The organism is Massilia sp. X63, from assembly GCF_041023745.1.
Classification (GTDB): Bacteria; Pseudomonadota; Gammaproteobacteria; order Burkholderiales; family Burkholderiaceae_D; genus Telluria.
The window spans coordinates 341,311-362,197 of record NZ_JBFTEF010000002.1 but is presented as its reverse complement, the minus strand read 5'-3'; the positions used below and the strand labels follow the sequence as shown (position 1 = coordinate 362,197).

General features: G+C 65.6%; 15 protein-coding genes and 1 tRNA gene. 6 read left to right on the top strand and 10 right to left on the bottom strand.

The features are described 5' to 3' along the window. Positions 1–162 precede the first annotated feature (162 nt). From gmd to AB3347_RS05755, 4 genes are read left to right on the top strand one after another with little or no spacing between them, the layout of a single operon-like run. Entirely contained in the window at positions 163–1,206 is a 1,044-nt protein-coding gene (gene gmd / locus AB3347_RS05770) for a GDP-mannose 4,6-dehydratase (RefSeq protein WP_369090824.1), read from the top strand. A 12-nt stretch (positions 1,207–1,218) separates the two neighbouring features. Then, positions 1,219–2,151, top strand: coding sequence for a GDP-mannose 4,6-dehydratase (locus AB3347_RS05765; protein ID WP_369090823.1), 933 nt, complete (start codon positions 1,219–1,221; stop codon positions 2,149–2,151). Then, positions 2,148–3,287 carry a glycosyltransferase family 4 protein gene (locus AB3347_RS05760; RefSeq protein ID WP_369090822.1) on the top strand — a complete coding sequence of 380 codons (1,140 nt, stop codon included), beginning with the start codon at positions 2,148–2,150 and terminating at the stop codon, positions 3,285–3,287. Before AB3347_RS05765 ends, AB3347_RS05760 begins: the two co-directional genes overlap by 4 nt. 9 nt (positions 3,288–3,296) lie before the next feature. Further along, the gene (locus AB3347_RS05755) at positions 3,297–4,466 is read left to right on the top strand and encodes a glycosyltransferase family 4 protein (RefSeq protein WP_369090821.1); all 1,170 of its coding nucleotides are present in this window, start codon (positions 3,297–3,299) and stop codon (positions 4,464–4,466) included. 97 nt (positions 4,467–4,563) lie between these two features. Here AB3347_RS05755 and AB3347_RS05750 read toward each other — a convergent pair whose 3' ends face one another. From AB3347_RS05750 to AB3347_RS05740, 3 genes are all read right to left on the bottom strand, one after another. After that, a complete protein-coding gene (locus AB3347_RS05750) occupies positions 4,564–5,319 on the bottom strand; it encodes a DUF4852 domain-containing protein (RefSeq protein ID WP_369090820.1) in 756 nt (251 codons plus the stop codon). Between the two features lie 17 nt (positions 5,320–5,336). Next, a complete protein-coding gene (locus AB3347_RS05745; RefSeq protein WP_369090819.1) occupies positions 5,337–6,110 on the bottom strand; it encodes a hypothetical protein in 774 nt (257 codons plus the stop codon). 255 nt (positions 6,111–6,365) lie between these two features. Continuing rightward, on the bottom strand, positions 6,366–7,064 hold the full coding sequence (locus AB3347_RS05740) for an autoinducer binding domain-containing protein (RefSeq protein ID WP_369090818.1): 699 nt from the start codon (positions 7,062–7,064) through the stop codon (positions 6,366–6,368). A gap of 221 nt (positions 7,065–7,285) precedes the next feature. Between AB3347_RS05740 and AB3347_RS05735 the strand changes: the two genes are divergently transcribed. After that, complete coding sequence (locus AB3347_RS05735; protein ID WP_369090817.1) at positions 7,286–10,315, top strand: Calx-beta domain-containing protein; 3,030 nt, start codon at positions 7,286–7,288, stop codon at positions 10,313–10,315. A gap of 30 nt (positions 10,316–10,345) precedes the next feature. Here AB3347_RS05735 and AB3347_RS05730 read toward each other — a convergent pair whose 3' ends face one another. Together AB3347_RS05730 and AB3347_RS05725 are read right to left on the bottom strand one after the other, a co-directional pair. Then, the gene (locus AB3347_RS05730; protein WP_369090816.1) at positions 10,346–11,338 is read right to left on the bottom strand and encodes a two-component system response regulator; all 993 of its coding nucleotides are present in this window, start codon (positions 11,336–11,338) and stop codon (positions 10,346–10,348) included. 19 nt (positions 11,339–11,357) lie between these two features. Next, positions 11,358–14,690 (bottom strand): MHYT domain-containing protein, encoded by a 3,333-nt coding sequence (locus tag AB3347_RS05725; RefSeq protein WP_369090815.1) that lies wholly within the window; start codon positions 14,688–14,690, stop codon positions 11,358–11,360. A gap of 259 nt (positions 14,691–14,949) precedes the next feature. Here AB3347_RS05725 and AB3347_RS05720 point away from each other — a divergent pair, with 259 nt between their 5' ends. Further along, complete coding sequence (locus AB3347_RS05720) at positions 14,950–15,693, top strand: substrate-binding periplasmic protein (RefSeq protein ID WP_369090814.1); 744 nt, start codon at positions 14,950–14,952, stop codon at positions 15,691–15,693. Between the two features lie 144 nt (positions 15,694–15,837). Here the strand turns inward: AB3347_RS05720 and AB3347_RS05715 are convergent. The 5 genes from AB3347_RS05715 to AB3347_RS05695 form a co-directional block, all read right to left on the bottom strand. Then, positions 15,838–15,922 (bottom strand) — tRNA-Leu (locus tag AB3347_RS05715). Positions 15,923–16,018: 96 nt separating this feature from the next. Next, on the bottom strand, positions 16,019–16,486 hold the full coding sequence (locus AB3347_RS05710) for a hypothetical protein (RefSeq protein ID WP_369090813.1): 468 nt from the start codon (positions 16,484–16,486) through the stop codon (positions 16,019–16,021). Between the two features lie 238 nt (positions 16,487–16,724). Continuing rightward, the gene (locus tag AB3347_RS05705) at positions 16,725–18,446 is read right to left on the bottom strand and encodes an ArnT family glycosyltransferase (RefSeq protein WP_369090812.1); all 1,722 of its coding nucleotides are present in this window, start codon (positions 18,444–18,446) and stop codon (positions 16,725–16,727) included. A 127-nt stretch (positions 18,447–18,573) separates the two neighbouring features. After that, positions 18,574–18,843 carry a type B 50S ribosomal protein L31 gene (locus tag AB3347_RS05700; protein WP_369090811.1) on the bottom strand — a complete coding sequence of 90 codons (270 nt, stop codon included), beginning with the start codon at positions 18,841–18,843 and terminating at the stop codon, positions 18,574–18,576. A gap of 172 nt (positions 18,844–19,015) precedes the next feature. Further along, complete coding sequence (locus tag AB3347_RS05695) at positions 19,016–20,752, bottom strand: methyl-accepting chemotaxis protein (RefSeq protein WP_369090810.1); 1,737 nt, start codon at positions 20,750–20,752, stop codon at positions 19,016–19,018. Between the last annotated feature and the right edge of the window lie 135 nt (positions 20,753–20,887).

Sequence of the window (20,887 nt, the reverse complement as noted above, 5' to 3'; positions counted from 1 at the left end):
CGGACCCCGGCTCCCAGCCATTTCGGGGCATAATGTCCAGATCAGTGTTGCTTTTATTGCAGCAGTTTCTGCTGTGTAAAGGATCCAGCACGTCCTCTCTGATACAATCCCGGCTGCCCTAAGTCTGGCCGCCTGCGAGACCATCTTCTAGAACCCAAGAACATGCACACAACGAAAAGAGCCCTGATCACTGGCATTACCGGCCAGGATGGCGCCTACCTGGCGCAGATTCTCCTGGAAAAAGGTTACCACGTGACCGGCACCTTCCGCCGCTCCAGTTCGGTCAACTTCTGGCGCATTGAAGAGCTCGGCATCGAGAAGCACCCGAACCTGTCGCTGGTCGAATACGACCTCACCGACCTGTCGTCGAGCATCCGCCTGGTCGAAAGCAGCCAGCCCGACGAGGTGTACAACCTGGCGGCGCAGAGCTTCGTCGGCGTGTCCTTCGAGCAGCCCGTCACCACCGCCTCGATCACCGGCCTGGGCGCGGTCAACCTGCTCGAAGCGATCCGCATCGTCAATCCGAAGATCCGCTTCTACCAGGCCTCGACCTCTGAAATGTTCGGCAAGGTGCAGGCGATCCCGCAGATCGAAGACACGCCCTTCTACCCGCGCAGCCCCTACGGCGTCGCCAAGCTCTACGCCCACTGGATGACGGTCAATTACCGCGAGTCCTACGGCATCTTCGGTTCCTCGGGCATCCTGTTCAACCACGAGTCGCCGCTGCGCGGCCGCGAGTTCGTCACCCGCAAGATCACCGACTCGGTCGCCAAGATTGTCCTGAACAAGCTCGACGTGCTCGAGCTGGGCAACCTCGACGCCAAGCGCGACTGGGGCTATGCCAAGGAATACGTCGAAGGCATGTGGCGCATCCTGCAGGCCAGCGAGCCCGACACCTTCGTGCTGGCCACCAACCGCACCGAGACCGTCCGCGACTTCGTCACGATGGCCTTCAAGGGCGCCAACATCGACATCGAATTCTCCGGTGAGGGCGAGAACGAAACCGGCCGCTGCGCCCGTACCGGCAAGGAGCTGGTGCGCGTGTCGCCGAAGTTCTACCGCCCGGCCGAAGTCGACCTGCTCATCGGTAATCCGGCCAAGGCGAAGCAGGTGCTCGGCTGGGAGCCGAAGACCACGCTCGAAGAGCTGTGCCAGATGATGGTCGACGCCGACCTGCGTCGCAACGAAATCGGATTCTCGTTCTAAATCATGGAACGCATGGCCACGGATGACATCCCGGCATTCATCGGCGGGAGAGAAGGCGAGGGACGGCGCGCGCTCATCACGGGCCTGCGCGGTTTCACCGGCTACTACATGGCGCAGGAACTGACTGCTGCCGGCTACCGTGTCTACGGCACCGTCATGCCGGGCGAAGAGCTCGGCCCGGACATCCATGCGGTCGACCTGTGCGACCGCGAGGCCGTGGCGCGCATGGTCGACGAGGTGCAGCCCGACGTGGTCGCGCACCTGGCCGGCATCGCCTTCGTGGCCCACACGAATTCCGAACTGATCTACCGCGTCAACGTGGTCGGCACGCGCAACCTGCTGGAAGCGCTGGCCGAGGGCAAGCATCGCCCCACCAGCGTGCTGCTGGCCTCGTCCGCCAACATCTACGGCAACGCCAGCGTGCCCGTCATCGACGAGAACGTGCCGCCGGCGCCGGCCAACGACTACGCCGTCAGCAAGCTGGCCATGGAATACATGGCGCGCCTGTGGATGGACAAGCTGCCGATCACCATCGCGCGCCCGTTCAACTACACCGGCATCGGCCAGGCCGAGAATTTCCTGCTGCCGAAGATCGTCTCCCACTTCCGCCGCAGCGAAAAGCGCATCGAGCTGGGCAACCTGGCGATCGCGCGCGATTTCTCCGACGTGCGCATGGTGGCGCGCGCCTACCGCCGCCTGCTGGCCGTGGCGCCCGCCGGCGAAGCCTTCAACGTCTGCTCGGGCAGCTCGCACTCGCTGGCCAACCTGATCGACATGATGAGCGAGATCGCCGGCTATCACATCGACGTGCACGTCAATCCGGCGTTTGTGCGCGCCAACGACGTGCTCACGCTGTCGGGCAGTAACAGCAAGCTCACCGCCGTCATCGGCCAACTCGACCCCACGCCGCTGTCCGAGACGCTGCGCTGGATGTACCGGGCGTGAGCGCGGGCGGTCTCACGGTCGGACTCGGCACGACCATGATCGAGCCGGGCCTGACCGGCGGCCGCCTCGATGGCATCGGGGTCTATACCCGCGCGCTGATGCGCCACCTGCCGCGTACCGGCTGTACCGTGCTTCCGTATTCCTGGCCGCGCATGCGCTCCGGCCCGGAAGGCATCAGCATCGGCCAGCCGATGCCGCAATCCTTTGAAAAGGCCTCGCTGGTCGACCTCGCCACGCCCGGCGCGCACCGCGTCCACATGCCGGCCGACCTGTTCCACGTCACCGACTACCGCATCGTGCGCATGGATTGCCCGGTGGTGGCGACCCTGCACGACGCCCTGCCGATCAAGTATCCCGAGTGGTGCAACCCGCGCCTGCGCAGCGTCAAGAACTGGCTGCAGCGCAAGGCCGCGGCCAAGGCCGACCACGTCATCGCGCTGTCCCATTTCGCGATCGACGAGCTGGTCGCGTGCTTCGGCGTGAACCCGAACCGGGTCTCGGTGGTCTATTGCGGCGTGGACGACGAATGGCTCGCGCCGCCGGTGGAGACCGAGGTGGCGGCCACGCTGGCGCGATATCGACTCACACCGGGCTATTTCCTCACCGTGGGTACACTGCAGCCGCGCAAGAATGTCGGTCGCCTGCTCGATGCCTGGCTGAGCCTGCCGAAAGCCCTGCGCGACGAGCGTGCCCTGGTGGTGGTCGGCGCGCGTGGCTGGCGCTGCGAGGAACTGGTGGCGCAGCTGCAGGCGGCGGTGGAGAAGGGCGAGAACCTGGTCTGGCTCGACCGGCTCACCGACGCGCATGAATTGCGCCACCTGTACGCCGGGGCCGGCGTGTTCGCCTTCCCCTCGCTGTACGAAGGCTTCGGCATCCCGGTGGTCGAGGCCTTCGCCTCGCGCGTGCCGGTGGTGGCCTCGAACGCCAGTTCGCTGCCCGAGGTGACGCAGGGCGCCGCGCTCGAGGTCGATCCGCTCGACACCGGGCAGCTGGCCGAGGCCTTGCAGGCCCTCGCCGGCGATGCCCGCGAACGCGCGCGCTGCATTGCAGCCGGGCGTGCGCGCGCCGAACAACTGACCTGGCACGCCACCGCACGGCAAACCGCCGACGTGTACCGTGCCGTCCTTTCGCAGTAAGCTTCCAACATGCGTGTCCTTCATTTCTACAAGACGTACTATCCGGATTCGGTCGGCGGCATCGAACAGGTGATCCGCCAGCTGTGCGTCGGCACGACGCGCCTGGGCGTGACCAATACCGTGCTGTCGCTGTCGCGCCACAAGGACCTGGCGCCGATCCAGTTCGACGGCCATACGGTGCAGCGCGTGCCGGTGAACTTCGAGATCGCCTCGAACGCCTGCTCGGTGCAGGCGCTGGGCGCGCTGGCGCGCATGGCGCGCGAGGCCGACGTGGTCCACTATCATTTCCCCTGGCCCTTCATGGACCTGGCGCACTTCATGGCGCGCGTGGACAAGCCGACCGTGGTCAGCTACCACTCCGACATCGTGCGCCAGAAGCGCTGGCTGCGCCTGTACCAGCCGCTCAAGCACCGTTTCCTCGAGAGCGTCGACGCGATCGTCGCGGCCTCGCCCAACTACCTGGCCTCGTCCAGGGTGCTGGCGAGCTACCGCGACAAGACCCGCGTCATCACCTACGGCCTGGACAAGACCACCTATCCAAACGTCGAACCCTGCCGCCTGGCGCACTGGCGCGCCAAGGTGGGGCCGAAGTTCTTCCTGTTCGTGGGCGTGCTGCGCTACTACAAGGGCCTGCACTTCCTGCTCGAGGCGGCGCAGGGGCTGGACTATCCGATCGTGATCGTCGGCACCGGGCCGGAAGAAACGGCGCTGAAGGAACAGGCCGCGCGCCTGGGGCTGAAGCACGTGATTTTCACCGGAGCGCTCGAAGAAGCCGACAAGGCGGCGCTGCTTTCCCTGTGCTATGCGCTCGCCTTTCCCTCGCACCTGCGCTCGGAAGCCTTCGGCATCTCGCTGCTCGAAGGCGCGATGTACGGCAAGCCGATGATCTCGTGCGAGATCGGCACCGGCACCACCTACATCAACCGCGACCGCGAGACCGGCCTGGCGGTACCGCCCTCCGATCCGGCGGCCCTGCGCGATGCGATGCAGCAGCTGTGGAACGACCCCGAGCTGGCACGCCGCATGGGCGCGCGCGCGGAGCAGCGCTACCACGAGCTGTTCACTTCAGAACAGATGGCAAGCAACTATACGGCGTTATACCAGGAGCTGGTGGGGCGCCGCAAGACAGCTGCCGAAAAGGATGGCCTTGGCCTGGCGGGGTTGCCGCCAGCAGGCTGAGTGCGCACGGCTTCCGGTAGCGCGATGAGCCGCATGAAAAAGCGGCCTTGCCTGAATCCAGGCAAGGCCGCTTTTTTCTTGAACGAGGTGGCAGATGTCAGCGTTCGGCCAGCAACTCGTTGCCGGGGCCATACAGGCGCATCTTCATGATTTCCAGTTTGACGCGGTTGCTGCTCGGATCTGCATCCTGGGCATAGGCGTAGACCTCCATGCGCAGCTTGTCGTTCTTGCTCAAGTGGGCTTCGATCTTGCGCGCGACGGCTTCGTCCGCGATCGGGAGGGTCGAGAACGCAGCCGCATTGGTGGTTCCCAGCGTGTAGCCCGAATTGTCATTGAAGTAGGTGTAGCGTTCGTCGCTCATCTCGTTCACGCCGAAGCTTTTCTTGTCGAAGTCGTAGCGCGACAGCAGGCTATAGCCGTCCTGCTCCAGGACCACGTAGCGGTTGGCCTTGGCGCGGCCGATCTCCTGATCGATGCGTGGCTGGAGCGCCTTCAGGATGTCCTTGCGCTGGAAACCGTCGCTGGTCCGGCGGTACTCCGCCGAATAGGCTTCGGCAATCTTGTCGTACTGGGTGGGCAGGTTCAGGATCCCATAGTACAGGAACATGATGGTGTTGCCGCTGTTGATCTTCTGGTAGCTGGACAGCGGCGTGGCCGGGTCGCCTTTGGGCAGGCTGGCCTGGGCAGCGGCGGCGACGCCCTGTGCGCCGGTGGCGTCGGCCAAGGTCGGTGCCGGCGCCGTCGCCGCCGGCGTGCCGGCAACCGGCGTGTCCTCTTTCTTGGCGCAGCCGGCAAGCGTCGCGGCGATCGTAGCGCCGATGATCAAGGTACGAAGAGTCTGTGTAGTGTGCATGGTGAGGTGCTTGTGGTTTAACGAAAATGGATCAGGCGGCGCAGGCCGAACCAGGCCAGCGCAAGCGCCGCCGCCAGTGCGATATAACTGCCATACCCGAGCGAGACTGCCTTCATGACTTGGGCCAGCATGGCTGCGACCATCTCTTCGCCTTGCCTGCCGCCAAAGGCGCGCGCGCCCTCGGTGGCCTGGCTGGCCAGTCCGCGCAGCTTCAACCATCCGGCCAGGCCCGTAACGAGCATGAAAGCCAACGGTGCACACGAGGCGAGCGGCGCCAGACGGTGCCGCAGGACGGCGGCCGCCAGCGGCGCCACCAGGGCCAGAAAGGCCAGGAACCCGTAGAATCCGCTGCTGGCCCCGTCGAGCGTGCCGATGCCGTCGAGGCTGTTTGCCGAATTGGCCAGCGCCAGCACCTTGAACAGGCTCAGATCCGTGGAGGCGAATGCATTCAGCCGTATCGAGACCGCCGGCAGCCATAGCCAGCTTAGTGCCAGCACGCCGGTAGCGGCCAGCACCGGCTTGCCGATGCGGACGGCAAGCTGCCGGCCAGCCGGGGCGTATCGGCTGGCCAGACCTGCGACGATGCCGCCGACTTCGGACAAACCTTCCCTGGCCAGCATGGCATCCGAGACCGGTGTCACGAAGCAGGGCGCGCCTTCGGCATCGAGAGTGACCTCGACGCTCATGTCGACCTGCGGCGCGCTCTGGCCGCGCCAGTGCTGTTCGAGCGAAAAGGCGAGCTGGCGCCCATCCACCGACAGCATGCCCGCGCCCGCATTCGTGTCGCGCAAAATTCTGCCCCTGACAACGCGCAGTGCGGACCGGGGCGATGGAAATGGCGCGCCGCAGGCGTGACAGAACTTGGATGCGGCCGGCGCCGCAACGCCGCAGCCGGTACAGGATAGGATGACTGCCGACACGATAAAGCTCCCCAGGGTAAGTAGTGGCGCGCAATCGTTGCGGCCGTGAGGGGCGGATTATGGGCCAGCGGCGAATGGCAAGAAACTAACAATGTTGTTAGCGGCCGCCGGATGTAACAGGAGTGCTCAGAGCAGGCCGAGCAGCGCGGCCTTCACCACGGCCTGTGTCTTGTTAACAGACGCGAGTTTCGCGACTGCCTTATTGATATGGAAATTGATGGTGGCAACGGACAGCGACAGGATGCAGCCGATTTCGTGCGAGGTCTTGCCGTCCGCGGTCCAGCGCAAGATCTCCTTTTCGCGCTCGCTCAGCAGGGCCCGCGACTCCGGAATCTCGGTCGCGACCTGGCGCGGCGCGCTCGATACCAGCAGCATCTCGCTCATCTTGGCCATGTCGGCCGCATGGGCGGCGATCTCGGTCGGCGAGAGCGGATCGGCCTCCCGCGACAGCGAAAGCATCCCCACGGTGCCATTATGGCGGCTAGGTTTGGCCCAGCCGACATTGAGACCATGGGCGTTGGCGTCTTCCCACATGTTGCCGGCGTCCCGGAACAGCTCGGGACTCCACAGGACGAAATCGTCGGAGCGGGCTGCATGCGCGATCGTGGGGTCGACCGCCAGGTAATGCTGGGAATCGAAGCGTTTCATCCAGGCTTCGGGATAGCTGTCCTGGATCAGAATGCGTGGCTGCGCGAGCGGTACCGGAAGCCTGATGCCGTAGCTGCAAAAGCTGAAACCAAGGCGTGCGAAACGGCCTGCGACATAGTCGAATACGGAAGCTTGGGAGGCTCCCAGCAGGTGCAGGTCATCATCAGTAAACCGCATATGAAAATGTGAAAATGATCGTTCAGACCGACCATGCGATTGTCCCAATTTCCATATCGTTTTGAATAACAAATTCCCACAAAATTGTTAATTATGCATAATTTTTGACGTTAAATTGTGTCTGACTAACAAGTTTATGAGTTGCCCCAGGAACAAGGACCGCCAATACTGTATGCCCCTGCGCCACGGTCGTGGCGGTCCCCAATTCCGCGAGAACAGCAATGGCAACTTACATCCAGGCAAAGAACGTACTCCGTAGTGAAAAGGATGGCTTCATCGAAGTCGTCGTCACCCTCAGCGCAGCATCGACCCTCCAGGTCAGCGTCGAATACTCGACCGCCGGGCGGACTGCAGGCTACGGCTATCCGGACTACGACTTCACCTTCACCAGCGGCAAGCTGGTGTTTGCTCCCGGCGTAGTGACCCAGACAATCCGGGTGCCGGTCACGGACGACATGATCGCGGAAGGCACCGAATTCCTGCAAATGCGTTTTAGCAGCCCCGAGAATGCCGTTATCGTCAACGCGGAAGTCATGCTCGGCATCATCGACAATGACGTGATCGCCGACGCGGCCAACCGCGCCAACCTGTCGGTGCGTGATGTGGTGGTCGATGCCGGCGCCGGCACGGCGGTATTCGACGTCGTGCTGGACAAGGCCGCCAGCGCGCCTTTCTCGGTCACGTACAGTACCCGCAACGGTACCGCACTGGCCGGCAGCGACTACACCGCCGCCAGTGGCAGCCTGACGTTCGCCGCAGGGGAAACCGTCAAGCAGGTCGTGGTCACGCTGCCGCCGCGAGGCGAGGCCGAATTCGCCGAGATGTTCGATCTGGTCCTGGGAAATCTGTCGGGCAGCGGCGCCGGTGTGGTGCGCATCGCCGACGGCAGCGGCGAAGCCATCATCGGCCGTAACGGCCAGACCCCGGTGGCGACCCCCATGGTCAGCGTCAGCAACCCGGTGGTCAGCGAAGCCGACGGCTACGTGGATTTCGTCGTCACCTTGAGCGCGCCCGGCCTGCAGCAAGTCTCGGTTGAATACGCCACCCGCGGCGTCTATGCGGATTATGGCTACCCCGACTACGACTTCGATTTCGCATCCGGCACGCTGGTGTTCGCACCGGGTGTCACCACCCAAACCGTGCGGGTCGCGATCAGCAACGACAACTTGGCCGAAGTGCCGGAAACCTTCGCACTGGCGCTGTCGTCTCCGGTCAATGCCACCGTTACGCATCCATTCGGTATTGCCACCATCGTCGATAACGATACCCTGGGCAGCGCCGCCCTGCGCGCCCAGCTATCGGTGAGCGACGTCATCGTCGATGCCAGCGCGGACTACGTGACGTTCGCGGTAACGCTCGACAAGGCGGTCACTGGCAGCTTCAGCGTTGCCTATGGCACCGCCGACGGCAACGCCGTTGCCGGTAGCGACTACCTGGCCGCTTCCGGCGTCCTGACCTTCGCTCCCGGGGAGACGGTGAAGAACGTCACCGTCGCGCTGCCGCACGACCGCTCGGCCGAGCCGGTCGAGCTGTTCAACCTCGTGCTCGGCGCGGTCAGCGGCGATGCGGCCGGGGTGGTCACGGTCGGCGATGGCAGCGGCCAGGCCATGATCGGTCGCCACGGTCAGACGGCGGTGGCGACGCCGACGATCTACGTAAGCAACCCGGTGGCCGGCGAAAAGGATGGCGTGGTGGAGTTCGTCGTGTCGCTGAGCGCGCCGGCTGTGGCCCAGGTCAGCGTGGAATTCTCGACCGTGGGTATGCTGGCAGACTACGGTTATCCTGACTACGACTTCGCGTACACCAGTGGCAAGCTGGTGTTTGCGCCTGGGCAGACCACCCAGGTGGTGCGCGTTTCCATCAACGACGACAACCTGGCGGAAGGGGTCGAGAACTTCGCTTTGTCGTTGAGTTCGCCAACCAACGCCGTCATCGCCCACCGCTACGGCTATGCGACCCTGTTCGACAACGACACCCTGGCCGATGCGGCCCACCGCGCCGTACTGTCGGTGCAGGACCTGGTAATCGACGCCAGCAGCGACCTGGCAACCTTCACGATTTCCCTCGACAAGGCCGTCAGCAGCAACTTCAACATTGCCTATGGCACGGTGGGTGGAAGCGCCGCGGCAGGCAGCGATTTCCTGGACACCCGCGGCATTCTGACGTTCGAGGCGGGTGAGACCGTCAAGACCGTGTCGGTGGTGCTGCCGCACGATAACGCGGCTGAAGCCGCTGAAACCTTCAAGCTCGCACTGGGCGCGGTATCCGGCAGCGGCGCCGGCCACGTGGTCGTCGGACACGCTACGGGTACCGCCACGATCGGCGCCCATGGCCAGTCGCCGGTGAGTCGACCCACGATCAACATCAATGACCCGGTGGCGCGTGAAAGCGATGGTTATATCGAGTTCGTCGTCACCCTCGGCGCCCCATCGTCGACCCAGGTGTCGGTCGACTACAACACCGCGAACGGAACTGCCAGTTACGGTTACCCGAATTATGATTACCTGTATGCCAGCGGCACGCTGGTGTTTGCGCCGGGCGTGACTACGCAAACGGTGCGGGTAGCGGTCAATGCCGACATGCTCTCGGAAGGCAACGAAAGCATCTCGCTGAAGCTGAGCGATGCGGTCAACGGCACCATCGCCAAGACCGCCGGCGTGGCGACTATCATCGACACCACCACCTGGAACCAGGTCACGGGCAGCAGCGCTGTTGACACGGTGAGCTACCAGGGACCGCGCAGCAACTACACGGTGAGCGCGAGCAAGGACGGCTATCTCGTCGCCGAGAAAGCCGCGGGCGGCCGCGTCGAGCTGGTGGTCGGCGTCGAGCGCCTCAAGTTCGCCGACACCAGCATCGGGCTGGACATCGACGGCACCGGCGGCCAGGCCTACCGTATCTACCAGGCGGCGTTCGACCGCACCCCCGACGCCGGCGGCCTCGGATTCTGGCTCAGCGCGATGGACAAGGGCACCACGCTGGAAGAGGTGGCGGCCGGGTTCATGTCTTCGCCCGAGTTCGCGAAGCTCTACGGCGCGAATCCGAGCAACCGGGACCTGGTGTCGAAGATCTACACCAACGTGCTGCACCGCGCGGCGGAACAGGGCGGGCTCGATTACTGGTCGTCGGCGCTCGACAACAAGCTGGTGACGAAAGCCCAGGTGCTGGCCATGATCAGCGAAAGCGCGGAAAACCAGGAGGCGGTGCTGAAGGTGATCGCGGACGGCTTCCCGTACACGCCCTACGGCTGATGCGCGCCGGGCCGGCGGCGCCGGCCCGGATCAGGCTTCCGCCCAGCGCTCTTGCACCGCCCGCACCGCCGGCATCTGCTCGATGAACAGGTCCACCAGCGCCGGATCGAAGTGGCGGCCTTTCTGCTCGCGCAGGAAGTCGAGCGCTTCCTGCTCGGTCCAGGCGCGCTTGTAGGGGCGCTTCGAGGTCAGGGCGTCGAACACGTCGGCGATCGCCACGATGCGCCCGGATAGCGGGATCGCGTCGCCGCGCAGGCCGCGCGGGTAGCCGCTGCCGTCGTACTTCTCGTGGTGGGTGAGCGCGATCTGCGAGGCCAGCGCCAGCATGCCGGCTTCGTGCTCGCCGATGATCTCGGCGCCGATCATCACGTGGCTCTGCATCACCTTCCACTCGTCCGGGTCCAGCGGCCCCGGCTTCTGCAGGATGCGGTCGGGAATCCCGATCTTGCCCACGTCGTGCATCGGCGCGGCGTGCAGCAGGTCGTCGGCTTCCAGCTCGCTCATGCCGGCCGCGATGCCGAGGATGCGCGAGAAGTGGCTCATGCGGATCACGTGCAGGCCGGTCTCGTTGTCCTTGTACTCGGCCGCCAGGCCGAGGCGCTGCACGATCTCCAGGCGCGTCGCGCGCAGCTCTTCCATGCGCACCAGCGACAGGTGGGTGCGCACGCGTGCGCGCACGATCGGCGGGCTCACCGGCTTGGTGATGTAGTCCACCGCGCCGGCCTCGAAGCCTTCCAGCTCGTCGGCGGTGTCGGTCAGGGCGGTCACGAAGATCACGGGCGTCGATGCGGTCTCCGGGTTCGCCTTGAGCGAGGCGCACACTTCGTAGCCGGACATCCCCGGCATCATCACGTCGAGCAGCACCAGGTCGGGACGCTCCTGGCGCGCCAGTTCGAGCGCGCGCGCGCCGTCCTTGGCGAACAGGAGGCGGTAGTGGTCTTGTAGGATCTGGCGCAGCAACTGCAGGTTGCTGGCCTCGTCGTCGACAGCGAGGATCAGCGGCCGGTTGTTCGGTTGGGTCATACGGTAATCCAGAAAAACTTTATTCGTCCAGGGTCGCCATCACGGCTTCCAGCTGCTCCAGGGCGGAATCGAATTCGAAGTCGCCGATCGCGCGCTGGATCTGGGCCACGCGCGGGGCCACCGAATGGCCGGCCAGCGAGGCTGCCAGGCCGGCCAGTGAGGCGTCGTCGAGGGCGCCGCGGCGCAGGGCCTGCAGCAGCACGCCGCCGGCACGGCGCGCACGCGCCAGGTCGTAGGGCGCCGCTTCCGGCGCCAGCGTCGGTTGCGGGCTGCCGGCGCGGATCGCGGCCAGCGCTTCGCCCAGGGCGGCGGTGGACGCCTCCAGCGCGGCCGCGGCTTCGCGCTCGTCGGTCGGCAGCACATTGGTGGCCTGTTCCAGCTTGGACAGCGCGTCCGACAGCCGTTCCAGGCCGACGTTGGCGGCCACGCCGCGCACCTTGTGCGCCAGCATGCGCAGCGCCTGGTGCGAGCCGCCGGCCGCGTGCATCTGCAGGGTGGTGGCGAGGTCGGCGTACTGGCGGCCGAAATGATCGAGCGCCTCGGCATAGACGTCGGCCTTGTCCGCCCAGCGGTGCAGGCCGGCGCGGCGGTTCAGCACTTCGCGCGCCGGTGCGGGAATGGCGGCCAGGTCCGGGTTCGCCTGTTGCTGGTCGAAGCCCAGCACGCGCGCGATCTCGTGCGACAGCGAGAACCAGTCGACCGGCTTGGTGGCGAAGCCGTCCATGCCCACTTCGACGCTGGCGCGGCGGTGCTCGGCCAGAACGCTGGCGGTCATCGCGATCACCGGGGTGCGGCGCTTGCCCGTCGCGGCTTCGTGGGCGCGGATCTCGCGGGTGGCGGCCAGGCCGTCGAGCGTCGGCATCTGGAAGTCCATCAGCACCAGGTCGAAGTCGCCGTTGATCGTCTGCTCCAGCACCGCGGCGCCGTCCGCCACGGCGGTGAGCGAATGGCCGCGGCGCGCCATCAGCAACTGCAGCAGTTCCAGGTTCTGCGGCACGTCGTCGGCGGCCAGCACGCGCAACGGCGGCAGCACGGCGGCGCTGCGCACGCGCGGCGCTTGGCTGGCGAAGCGCGCCAGCACCAGCGGCAGGCGCACGTGGAAGGTGGTGCCCTTGCCAAGCTCGCTCTCGGCCCAGATCTTCCCGCCCATCAGCTCGACCAGCTGCTTGCTGATCGTGGTGCCCAGCCCGGTGCCGCCGAAACGGCGCGTCATCGAGGCGTCGGCCTGGGTGAACGGATCGAAGATCGCCTGCAGGCGCTCCGACGCGATGCCGATGCCGGTGTCGCTGACGGCGATGCACAGCTGGTCGCCTTCGGCGCCGACGCGCAGCGTGACCGTGCCCTGCGGCGTAAACTTGATCGCGTTGTCGAGCAGGTTGGTCAGCACCTGGCGCACGCGCAGCTCGTCGCCGCGCAACCCGGTCGGCAGCGCCGGATCGTAGTGGATGTCGAGGTGCAGGCCCTTGGCGCGCGCGTTGGCGGCCAGGGTCGAGGACAGTTCGTCGATCAGCGACAGCAGGTTGTAGTCGTTCTGCTCCAGCTCCACCGCGCCTTTTTCCAGCTTGGCGGTGTCGAGGATCTCGTTGAGCAGGCGCAGCAGCGAGCGGCCGGCGTTGCGGATGGTGTCGAGGTGGCGCCGCTGTTCCTTGTTCAGCTCGCCGTCGAGCAGCACGTCGGTGAAGCCCAGGATCGAGTTCATCGGCGTGCGGATCTCGTGGCTCATGTTGGCCACGAAAGTGGCGCGCGCGGCGGCGGCCTGCTCGGCCCTGTCCTTCGCCTCGCGCAGCGCGTCTTCCATCTGGCGGCGCTCGGTGATGTCGAGGATGACGCCGTCGAGCCAGGTCACCTTGCCTTCGTCGTCGCGCACGCCGCTGCCGTTTTCCCACATCCAGCGCACGCTGCCGTCGGCGTGCAGCAGGCGGTACTCGATCAGGTAAGGGCGGTCTTCGCGCAGCGCGGCTTCCAGTTCCGCGTTGACCTGCAAGCGGTCGGTCGCGTGGATCAGGGTGCCGTACAGGCGGCGCGGCGGCTGGCCGACGAAGTCCGCCGCCGGATAGCCGGTGACGCGTTCGACCGCGTCGCTGATGAAGACCATCGGCCAGTCGCCGTCGAGCGTGCAGCGGAACGAGATGCCGGGAATATTCGCGATCAGGGAGCGGAACTGCGCCTCGCTTGCATGCAGCGCGTGCATGATGGCGCGCCGCTCGCTGATGTCGGTGATGAAGCAGACGAACAGGTCTTGCTGGCCCAGGCGCGCGTGGCCCATCGCGCGGCGGATCGGCACCAGGCTGCCGTCCTTGCGCTTGCCCATGACCTCGCTGCTGCTGCCGGAAAGCGCCGGGGTGTAGCCGTTGCGGATGATGCCCAGCAGGCCGTCATGCGTGGCCGCATCGTCGTCGGCGATCAGGACGCCGGCGTTCTGGCCGACGATCTCGTCGCGCTGCCAGCCGAAGATGCGCTCGGCCGAGGCGTTGAATTCGGTGATGGTGCCGTCGCGCGCGATGGTGATCACGCCGTCCACCGTGGTGGTGAGCAGGGCGCGCATCCAGGCCTCGCTGCGGCGCAGGTCGAGGAACATCTGGCGGTAGCGCAGCAGGCCGTTGGCGGCCAGCACCAGGCCGGTGAACACGATGGTGATGAGCGAGAGGGCCACGGCCAGGAAGGAGCTGCTCGCCGAGTCGATGTTCGACGCGAGCGCGCCGGCCGGGACCTGGCCGACGAAGCGCGCGGCGGCCATGCCGGTATAGTGCATGCCGGCGATGGCGCAACCCATGACGGTCGCGGCCAGCAACAGGCGCTGCGATTCACTCAGCGAGGTCAAGCGCGACAGGCCGAAGCGCACCCCCAGCGCCAGCGTGGCCAGCACCACGGCGACCACGATCGACAGGGCGAACATGGCCGGGTCGTAGCGCAGCTGCAGGCTCATCTGCATGCCGGCCATGCCCGAGTAATGCATGGCGCCGATGCCGGCGCCGACCACCACGCCGCCTGCCAGCAGCCCGGCCGCGCCCAGGCGCTGGCGCGAGATCAGCGCCAGCGCCACCGCCGACGCGCCGATGCTCGGCAGCGCCGACAGGAGCGTGATCAGCGGATCGTAGGAGACCGGGGTGCACAGGTTAAAAGCCAGCATGCCGATGAAGTGCATCGCCCACACCCCGGCGCCGAGGGCCAGGCTGCCGCTGCCGAGGACGAGGGCGCGGTGGCTGCGGCTGGCGGCCGCCTGGCCGGCAATCTGCAGGCCCATCCACGAAGAAAAGATGGCGATCAGGACCGACAGCAGCACGAAGCGCGGTTCGTAAACGCCGAACGTGAGCAGCGACGGGTCGTCCGGAACTGAGAAGATTTGCAGCATGGGGCGGCTTTTGCGGTGATGTGGGCATGAAAAGCGCCCGGAAATGGTCTCGGCAGTATCTCATTTTCGTCAAAGAAAGTCTCGTTGAGGCCGAGAATCATTCGAATTTGACATGGCAATGTGTCGCACCTACGCCACCCGGACGAAGGTCGTCGTTACATGCATTGCGGAAAAAATCGAGGGAATGCTAATCTGCATCGACACACGGCTCATCCCGCGTTCCGGTCCCTTTAAAATGTTGCTCAAAATATATTTAAGCTTGGCGCTTGCCATCGCCAGCGCAGCGGCCAATGGCGCCGTGGAGACGGCGCCGGGCGCGCGGCCGCGGCTCTACCTCACGACCGAGACCTCGGCGCCTTCGAGCATGCTGGACGGGACGCGCGTGATCGGCATCGCCACCGACAAGGTGCGCGAAGCCATGCAGCGCGCGGGGGTCGACTACAGCATCGAACTGCTGCCGTGGAAGCGCGCCTACCTGGCCGCCCTGCAGCGGCCCGACGCCTGCGTCTATTCGACCTCGCGCACGCCGGAGCGCGAAGCACTGTTCAAGTGGGTGGGGCCGACGGCCGTGGCCGAATGGGTGCTGATGGCGCGCGCCGACAGCAAACTGAAGCTGCGCAGCCTCGAGGATGCCCGCGGCCTGCGCATCGGCACCTACAATGGCGACGCCCGTGACGCCTACCTGCGCGCGCGTGGCTTCCGGGTCGACGCCGCCAACGAAGACCTGGCCAATGCCGGCAAGCTGCTGCTCGACCGCATCGACCTGTGGGCCGCCAGCCTGCGCAGCGGCAGCACCATCCTGACCAGGTACGGCTACGACAAGAAGATCGTGCCCCTACTGGTATTCAACCGTATCGAGCTCTACCTGGCCTGCAACCCGGGCGTGCCGGACGCGGTGGTGGCGCGCCTCAACGCGGCCTTCGAGGCCATGGCGCGCGACGGCAGCGGGCGGCGCATCGAGCGCAATTACGAGAACTGGGGGCAGCCGCTCAGGCAGCCTTGAGGGGGCGCACGGACTTGCCCGGGTGTCCGCTAACGGTGAGGTGTAAATTATTCCGACGGAAAACAGGGGAGGTGCGGAAACGCCGGCGCCGGTCGCGCCAAGTCGGCGATGCGCCTAGGTGACGCGATGCATGCAAATGGGTGGTGGTGCCTCCGGCCGGAATCGAACCGGCACGCCTTACGGCGCTTGATTTTGAGTCAAGTGCGTCTACCAATTCCGCCACAGAGGCCCAATAGCAGGCGCGCATCTTAGCACATCGATTGCAGGACTGACCAGTATCCCGGTAAAGGATTCCGGCCAGCCCCGTAGCCGGCCGCAAATCGGCTCAGCAAGCGATGCGTTGCTGCAGCAGGCGCAAGCTGCCGACCGGGCCGACCACCTGCAGCGTGTGCGGCTGCACCGCGACTTCGATCGAGCCCTCGCGGCCGCGCAGCCAGGGCTGCGGGCGGAAGTAGCTGATGCGCTCGGGATCGGACGCCATGCGGCGGTAGCCGAGCGAGACCAGGGCTTCGTCGAGCGTGCCGATCATGTAGTGGGAGTCGAAGCGGGTGCGCATCTCGAAGCGGCCCGGGCCCATCATGGCGACCGGCAGCACGCCGCCGGCCAGGGCCGGCAACACGATGTAGGGGAGCGGCGTGCCCGGATCGATGGCATGCAGCACGAACATCAGCAGCGGCAGGCCGAAGCCTACCGTGACGGCCCAGGGGAACAGCTGGCGCCAGGTGGCGGGACGGCGCAGGAAAAAAGGCCGTTCGCGAATCCGTACAATTTCCGAAAAGGTAACGCTTTTCATGGTGTCTCCTCGCAGCGCTGCTTGACGGTCGAGCTCGTGGTGCCAACAAAAAACGACCTGTTTTATTGTGACGACCAGCCCCACGGCTCAATTGATTCCACTCAAACATACCGCCATGCAGTCGTAGATTCTCATATCGGGCTGGTGTGCCGCGCACTGATGAAAACTATGCAGGAATCGTGCCAGAAAAACGAAAGCCGCCGGCGGTGAGGCGGGCGGCCTTTGCAGGGAGCGGGAATCAGCGTGTGCGGCGGAACAGGCGGAAGCGTTCGTCGCGGTCGGAGGCGCGCCGGCCTTCCCACAGCACCTCGGCGCCGCGCACGCCGTAGCGGCGCGCCAGCTCGTTGTCGTCGCGGTTGCGGATGCTGTCGCGCAGCAGCACGTAGTTGCAGCGCCCGCCGGCCAGGGTGACGAAGGGCAGGCGGCCGAAGTAGGCGATCGAGGCACGCTGGGCCGGGCCGAGGTTGGTCTCGATGCAGTCGGCGTCGGCCGGCAGGCGCGCCGCGATCTGCTGGGCCACGCCGGCGTAGCTCTTGCTGTAGTTCAGGTCGGGCAGGAACAGGGTCATCAGGAGCACCCACAGCAGGATCAGGCCGCTCGAGGACAGCACCACCGCGCGCCACAGCACCGAGGGCTGGCGCGACAGCCGCCAGTGGACCAGCATGATCCAGCCGATGCTGGTCGCGGCGGCCACCAGGAAGGCGACGACGCCGACTTCCGGCTTGAAGCCCGGCACCAGCTTGAGCGCGTTCTTGGCCAGCTGGGCCGGCCAGCCGGTGAGCTTGGCGATCCAGAACAGCCAGACCAGGGCGCCCAGGATGGTCAGCACCGTCACCGAGAACCAGTCGATCGCATTGATCGCGCCGCGCTTCATGGTCGGCAGGCCGAAGGCGGCCATCAGCGCCAGCGGCGCCAGCATCTTGAGGAAGTCGCCGTTCTCGGGCGCCGGATCGCACAGCAGCAGCAGCGTGAGGGCCATGAAGAACATCACCGGCATCACGATGTGCAGCAGGTGCTGCTGGCGGCGCCAGGCCCACACTGCCCACAGGGCGAAGGGCCAGGCCGGCCAGAAGAACCACACACCGATGCGGAAGAAGTCCCTCAGCGAGGCCAGGGTCGGCAGGCCGACCTGGCTGGCGTTCCAGTTCAGCCACTCGCCGACCGGCGACAGGCCGTAGGGACGCAACAGTGCGGCCGGCACGATCCAGAGCAGGGTGATAAGAAATCCGACACCTGCCGCGATGGCCAGGTGGCGCAGGCTGTCGCGGGTGGCCAGCTTCAGGTAGCGGGTGCAGGCGTACAGCGCCAGCACCAGCGCCGCCGGCGCCAGCACGCCGCGGGTGAGCGCGAGCGCGCCCAGCGACAGGCCGACCAGCACGGCATTGCGGTTCGAGGAGGTCTCGACGTAGCGCACCGCGCGGTACAGGAAATAGGCGAGCAGGGCGCCCTGCAGGGTGGCGGCAAGGGTCAGGTGGCTCTGCACCAGCAGGCCGAGGCAGCCCAGGTAGATCAGGACCGCGGTGTCGCCCAGGGTGCGGCCGTAGTCGTCGGGTTCGGGCTGGCCGCCGAAGGCCAGGCGCAGCGGCTGCGCCTCGGCGCGGCGGCCCAGGTGGAAGGCGGTGTACCAGAGCGACATCGCGCCGGTCACGAAGATGGCGATGGTCGAGACGCGCGCGGCCAGCACGTCGCCCAGGATCCAGCCGAACAGCTTGATGCAGATGGCGCCCAGCCAGAAGGCCAGCGGGCCTTCCTCGGCGGCGGCCAGGCCGGCGATGTTCGGGTACAGCCAGTCGTCCAGGCCGCCATGCGCCATGGTCCACATGATGCCGAAGGGGCCGGCGTCTTCCTTCCACGGGTGGCGGCCGATCAGGCCCGGCAGGATGTACAGCATGCCCAGCGCGAGCAGGGCCCAGCGGGGCAGCGCCAGGGTGGCGGCAGCGGGAAGGCGGACGGGTTTCATCGTTCAGTGCAGCGGGAGAGAATAGTCGCGTAGTATAGCCGCGAAAAAAAAAGAAGCCGGGAGAACCGGCTTCTTTTTGGCAACTCCGGACGATGTCGCCCGGGAGCTTGCATGGTGCCTGGGCGAATTAGCCGTTGGCGACCGAGGTCTTCGAGCCGACCGAGCCGAACTTCTGGCGGAACTTCTCGACGCGACCGGCGGTGTCGACGATCTTGTGCTTGCCGGTGTAGAACGGGTGCGATTCAGCCGAGACTTCGATCTTGACCAGCGGGTATTCCTTACCTTCGTGGGTAGCGGTTTCGCGGGTGTTGATGGTCGAACGGGTGATGAACTTGAAGTCGCAGGACACGTCGTGGAACAGGACTTCGCGGTAATCCGGATGGGTATCGGTCTTCATAATTTCTGCTTTCTCATGTTGGTAGCCAAACAGCACTTCGTCGGTCGCCTTGCTTCTTGACCCGATTGCCGATCACTTGCCTGGGGTTGGACTGAACCGGCGATTATAAAGTGCTTCGCCGGCCGAAGCAATGCCATTCAAGAAATCCGGCGCGTGCAGGGCGTCCGCTTATTCATTCGGCAAGCGGTGCCGGAAGCGCCGCGCGCCGGCTGGCGCGCGCACCCGTCTCCGGCTGCGTTCCCAGGGAGTGGCCCTGGTCTAGCCGGAAGATGCTGGCCACTTCCGCCAGGCGCATCGCCTGGTCGAGCATCGCTTGCGATGCCGCCGCCGCTTCCTCGACCAGGGCGGCGTTCTGCTGGGTACCCTGGTCCATGCCGCTGATTGCGTGGTTGATCTGGTCGATGCCGGCGCTTTGTTCCTGGCTGGCGGTCATGATCTCCCCCATGATGCCGGTCACGCGGCGCACGCTGTCGACCACTTCGGTCATCGTCATGCCGGCTTCGTTCACCAGCTTGCTGCCGACGTCGACCTGATGGACCGAGTCGTTGATCAGTTCCTTGATTTCCTTGGCGGCCGCGGCCGAGCGCTGGGCCAGGTTGCGTACCTCGGATGCCACGACCGCAAAACCGCGGCCTTGCTCGCCGGCGCGCGCCGCTTCCACCGCCGCATTCAGCGCCAGGATATTGGTCTGGAAGGCGATGCCGTCGATGACGCCGATGATATCGACGATCTTGCGCGAGGAGGCATCGATCGAGCCCATCGTGTTCACCACTTGCGCCACCACGGCGCCGCCCTTGGCGGCCACCTGCGAGGCGCTAAGCGCCAATTCGTTGGCCTGCTTCGCGTTGTCGGCGTTCTGGCGTACCGTGGAGGTCAGTTCTTCCATGGACGAAGCAGTTTCTTCCAGTGCGCTGGCCTGTTGCTCGGTGCGCTCCGACAGGTCGCGGTTGCCCGTGGCAATCTGGCCCGACGCGGCGGCAATGGTTTGGGTGCCCTGGCGCAGCTCGCCAATCACCTGGGCCAGGTTGTCGCGCATCTTCTGCATGGCGCGCAGCAGGCTGGCTTCATCGTCTCGACGCAGCGCGATGTCGACGGCCAGGTTGCCTGCGGCAATCTCAGTGGCAAGCTGCTGTGCGGTGGCCGGCTCCGCGCCAAGCTGCCTGCTCAGGCGGCGGTACAGCAGGCCAAGACCGGCGGCGACGGCCAGCACCGAGACCAGCAGCAGCGCGGCAGCCGCCATGAAGGCCTGGCGGCTTGCCGCTTCGGCCTCGACCACGGCGCGCTGCGTGCGCGCGTCGAGCAGCTCGAAGAAGGCGTCTACCGGCTTCATGATCTGCGCCTTGATGCGGTGGTAGTCAGTGCTGTGCACCAGCTGGCGGGCCATGTCCATATCCGGACCGTCCTTCGGCACGAAGCGCCCGTTGCCGTCGTCGAACAGGCCCTTCACGGCGTTCATGGCCACCGTCTCGGTCTTGACCAGCGCATCGGAATTATCCTGCGCTTCCTTCAATTTCGCGAATTCCTGCTCCGAGAAACCGGCTTTCTTCATCAACTCGTTGAGCGAGATCGCGATGGTATCCGGGCGCGGCTTGGCTTCGCCGGCGGCCACGAAATCCCAATAGATGCGTTCGTAATTTTCGGGGCGCGGCTTCTTGCCGTTGCGAATGTCCAGAATGTCGAGATATTGCTGCTCGTAGCTGGCCTCGCCCGTGACCACATAGGTGCGCGCCAAACGGGTCAGGTCGTCCGAACTCTGGCGCAGCTCGTCGGCCAAAATATAGGACTGGTAACGCAGCTTGTAGGCATGCGATACCTGGGCTTGGGTATGCCCTACGCGATACAGCGTCAGGGCAAATACGAGGGCCAGCACGATCCAGCCGAGCACGGCCCAGGTAAACGTTTTTTTCATTGTCCAGGAAGTCATCGATCCGTTTTCGCTCCATCGCCAGGAGCTAATATTTGTAAGGGTCGGAAGACTACCATAAATATAATTCTAAATTGCAATAAAAATGCAATTTAGTTAATAAAAATGCCCCTTTTTGGT

What these genes read in the sequence shown, in the direction of transcription:
- AB3347_RS05730 (WP_369090816.1), bottom strand. Translation starts at nt 11,338, where the DNA reads ATGACCCAACCGAACAACCGGCCGCTGATCCTCGCTGTCGACGACGAG.
- AB3347_RS05765 (WP_369090823.1), top strand. Translation starts at nt 1,219, where the DNA reads ATGGCCACGGATGACATCCCGGCATTCATCGGCGGGAGAGAAGGCGAG.
- AB3347_RS05740 (WP_369090818.1), bottom strand. Translation starts at nt 7,064, where the DNA reads ATGCGGTTTACTGATGATGACCTGCACCTGCTGGGAGCCTCCCAAGCT.
- AB3347_RS05750 (WP_369090820.1), bottom strand. Translation starts at nt 5,319, where the DNA reads ATGCACACTACACAGACTCTTCGTACCTTGATCATCGGCGCTACGATC.
- AB3347_RS05735 (WP_369090817.1), top strand. Translation starts at nt 7,286, where the DNA reads ATGGCAACTTACATCCAGGCAAAGAACGTACTCCGTAGTGAAAAGGAT.
- AB3347_RS05700 (WP_369090811.1), bottom strand. Translation starts at nt 18,843, where the DNA reads ATGAAGACCGATACCCATCCGGATTACCGCGAAGTCCTGTTCCACGAC.
- AB3347_RS05705 (WP_369090812.1), bottom strand. Translation starts at nt 18,446, where the DNA reads ATGAAACCCGTCCGCCTTCCCGCTGCCGCCACCCTGGCGCTGCCCCGC.
- AB3347_RS05725 (WP_369090815.1), bottom strand. Translation starts at nt 14,690, where the DNA reads ATGCTGCAAATCTTCTCAGTTCCGGACGACCCGTCGCTGCTCACGTTC.
- gmd (WP_369090824.1), top strand. Translation starts at nt 163, where the DNA reads ATGCACACAACGAAAAGAGCCCTGATCACTGGCATTACCGGCCAGGAT.
- AB3347_RS05695 (WP_369090810.1), bottom strand. Translation starts at nt 20,752, where the DNA reads ATGAAAAAAACGTTTACCTGGGCCGTGCTCGGCTGGATCGTGCTGGCC.
- AB3347_RS05710 (WP_369090813.1), bottom strand. Translation starts at nt 16,486, where the DNA reads ATGAAAAGCGTTACCTTTTCGGAAATTGTACGGATTCGCGAACGGCCT.
- AB3347_RS05755 (WP_369090821.1), top strand. Translation starts at nt 3,297, where the DNA reads ATGCGTGTCCTTCATTTCTACAAGACGTACTATCCGGATTCGGTCGGC.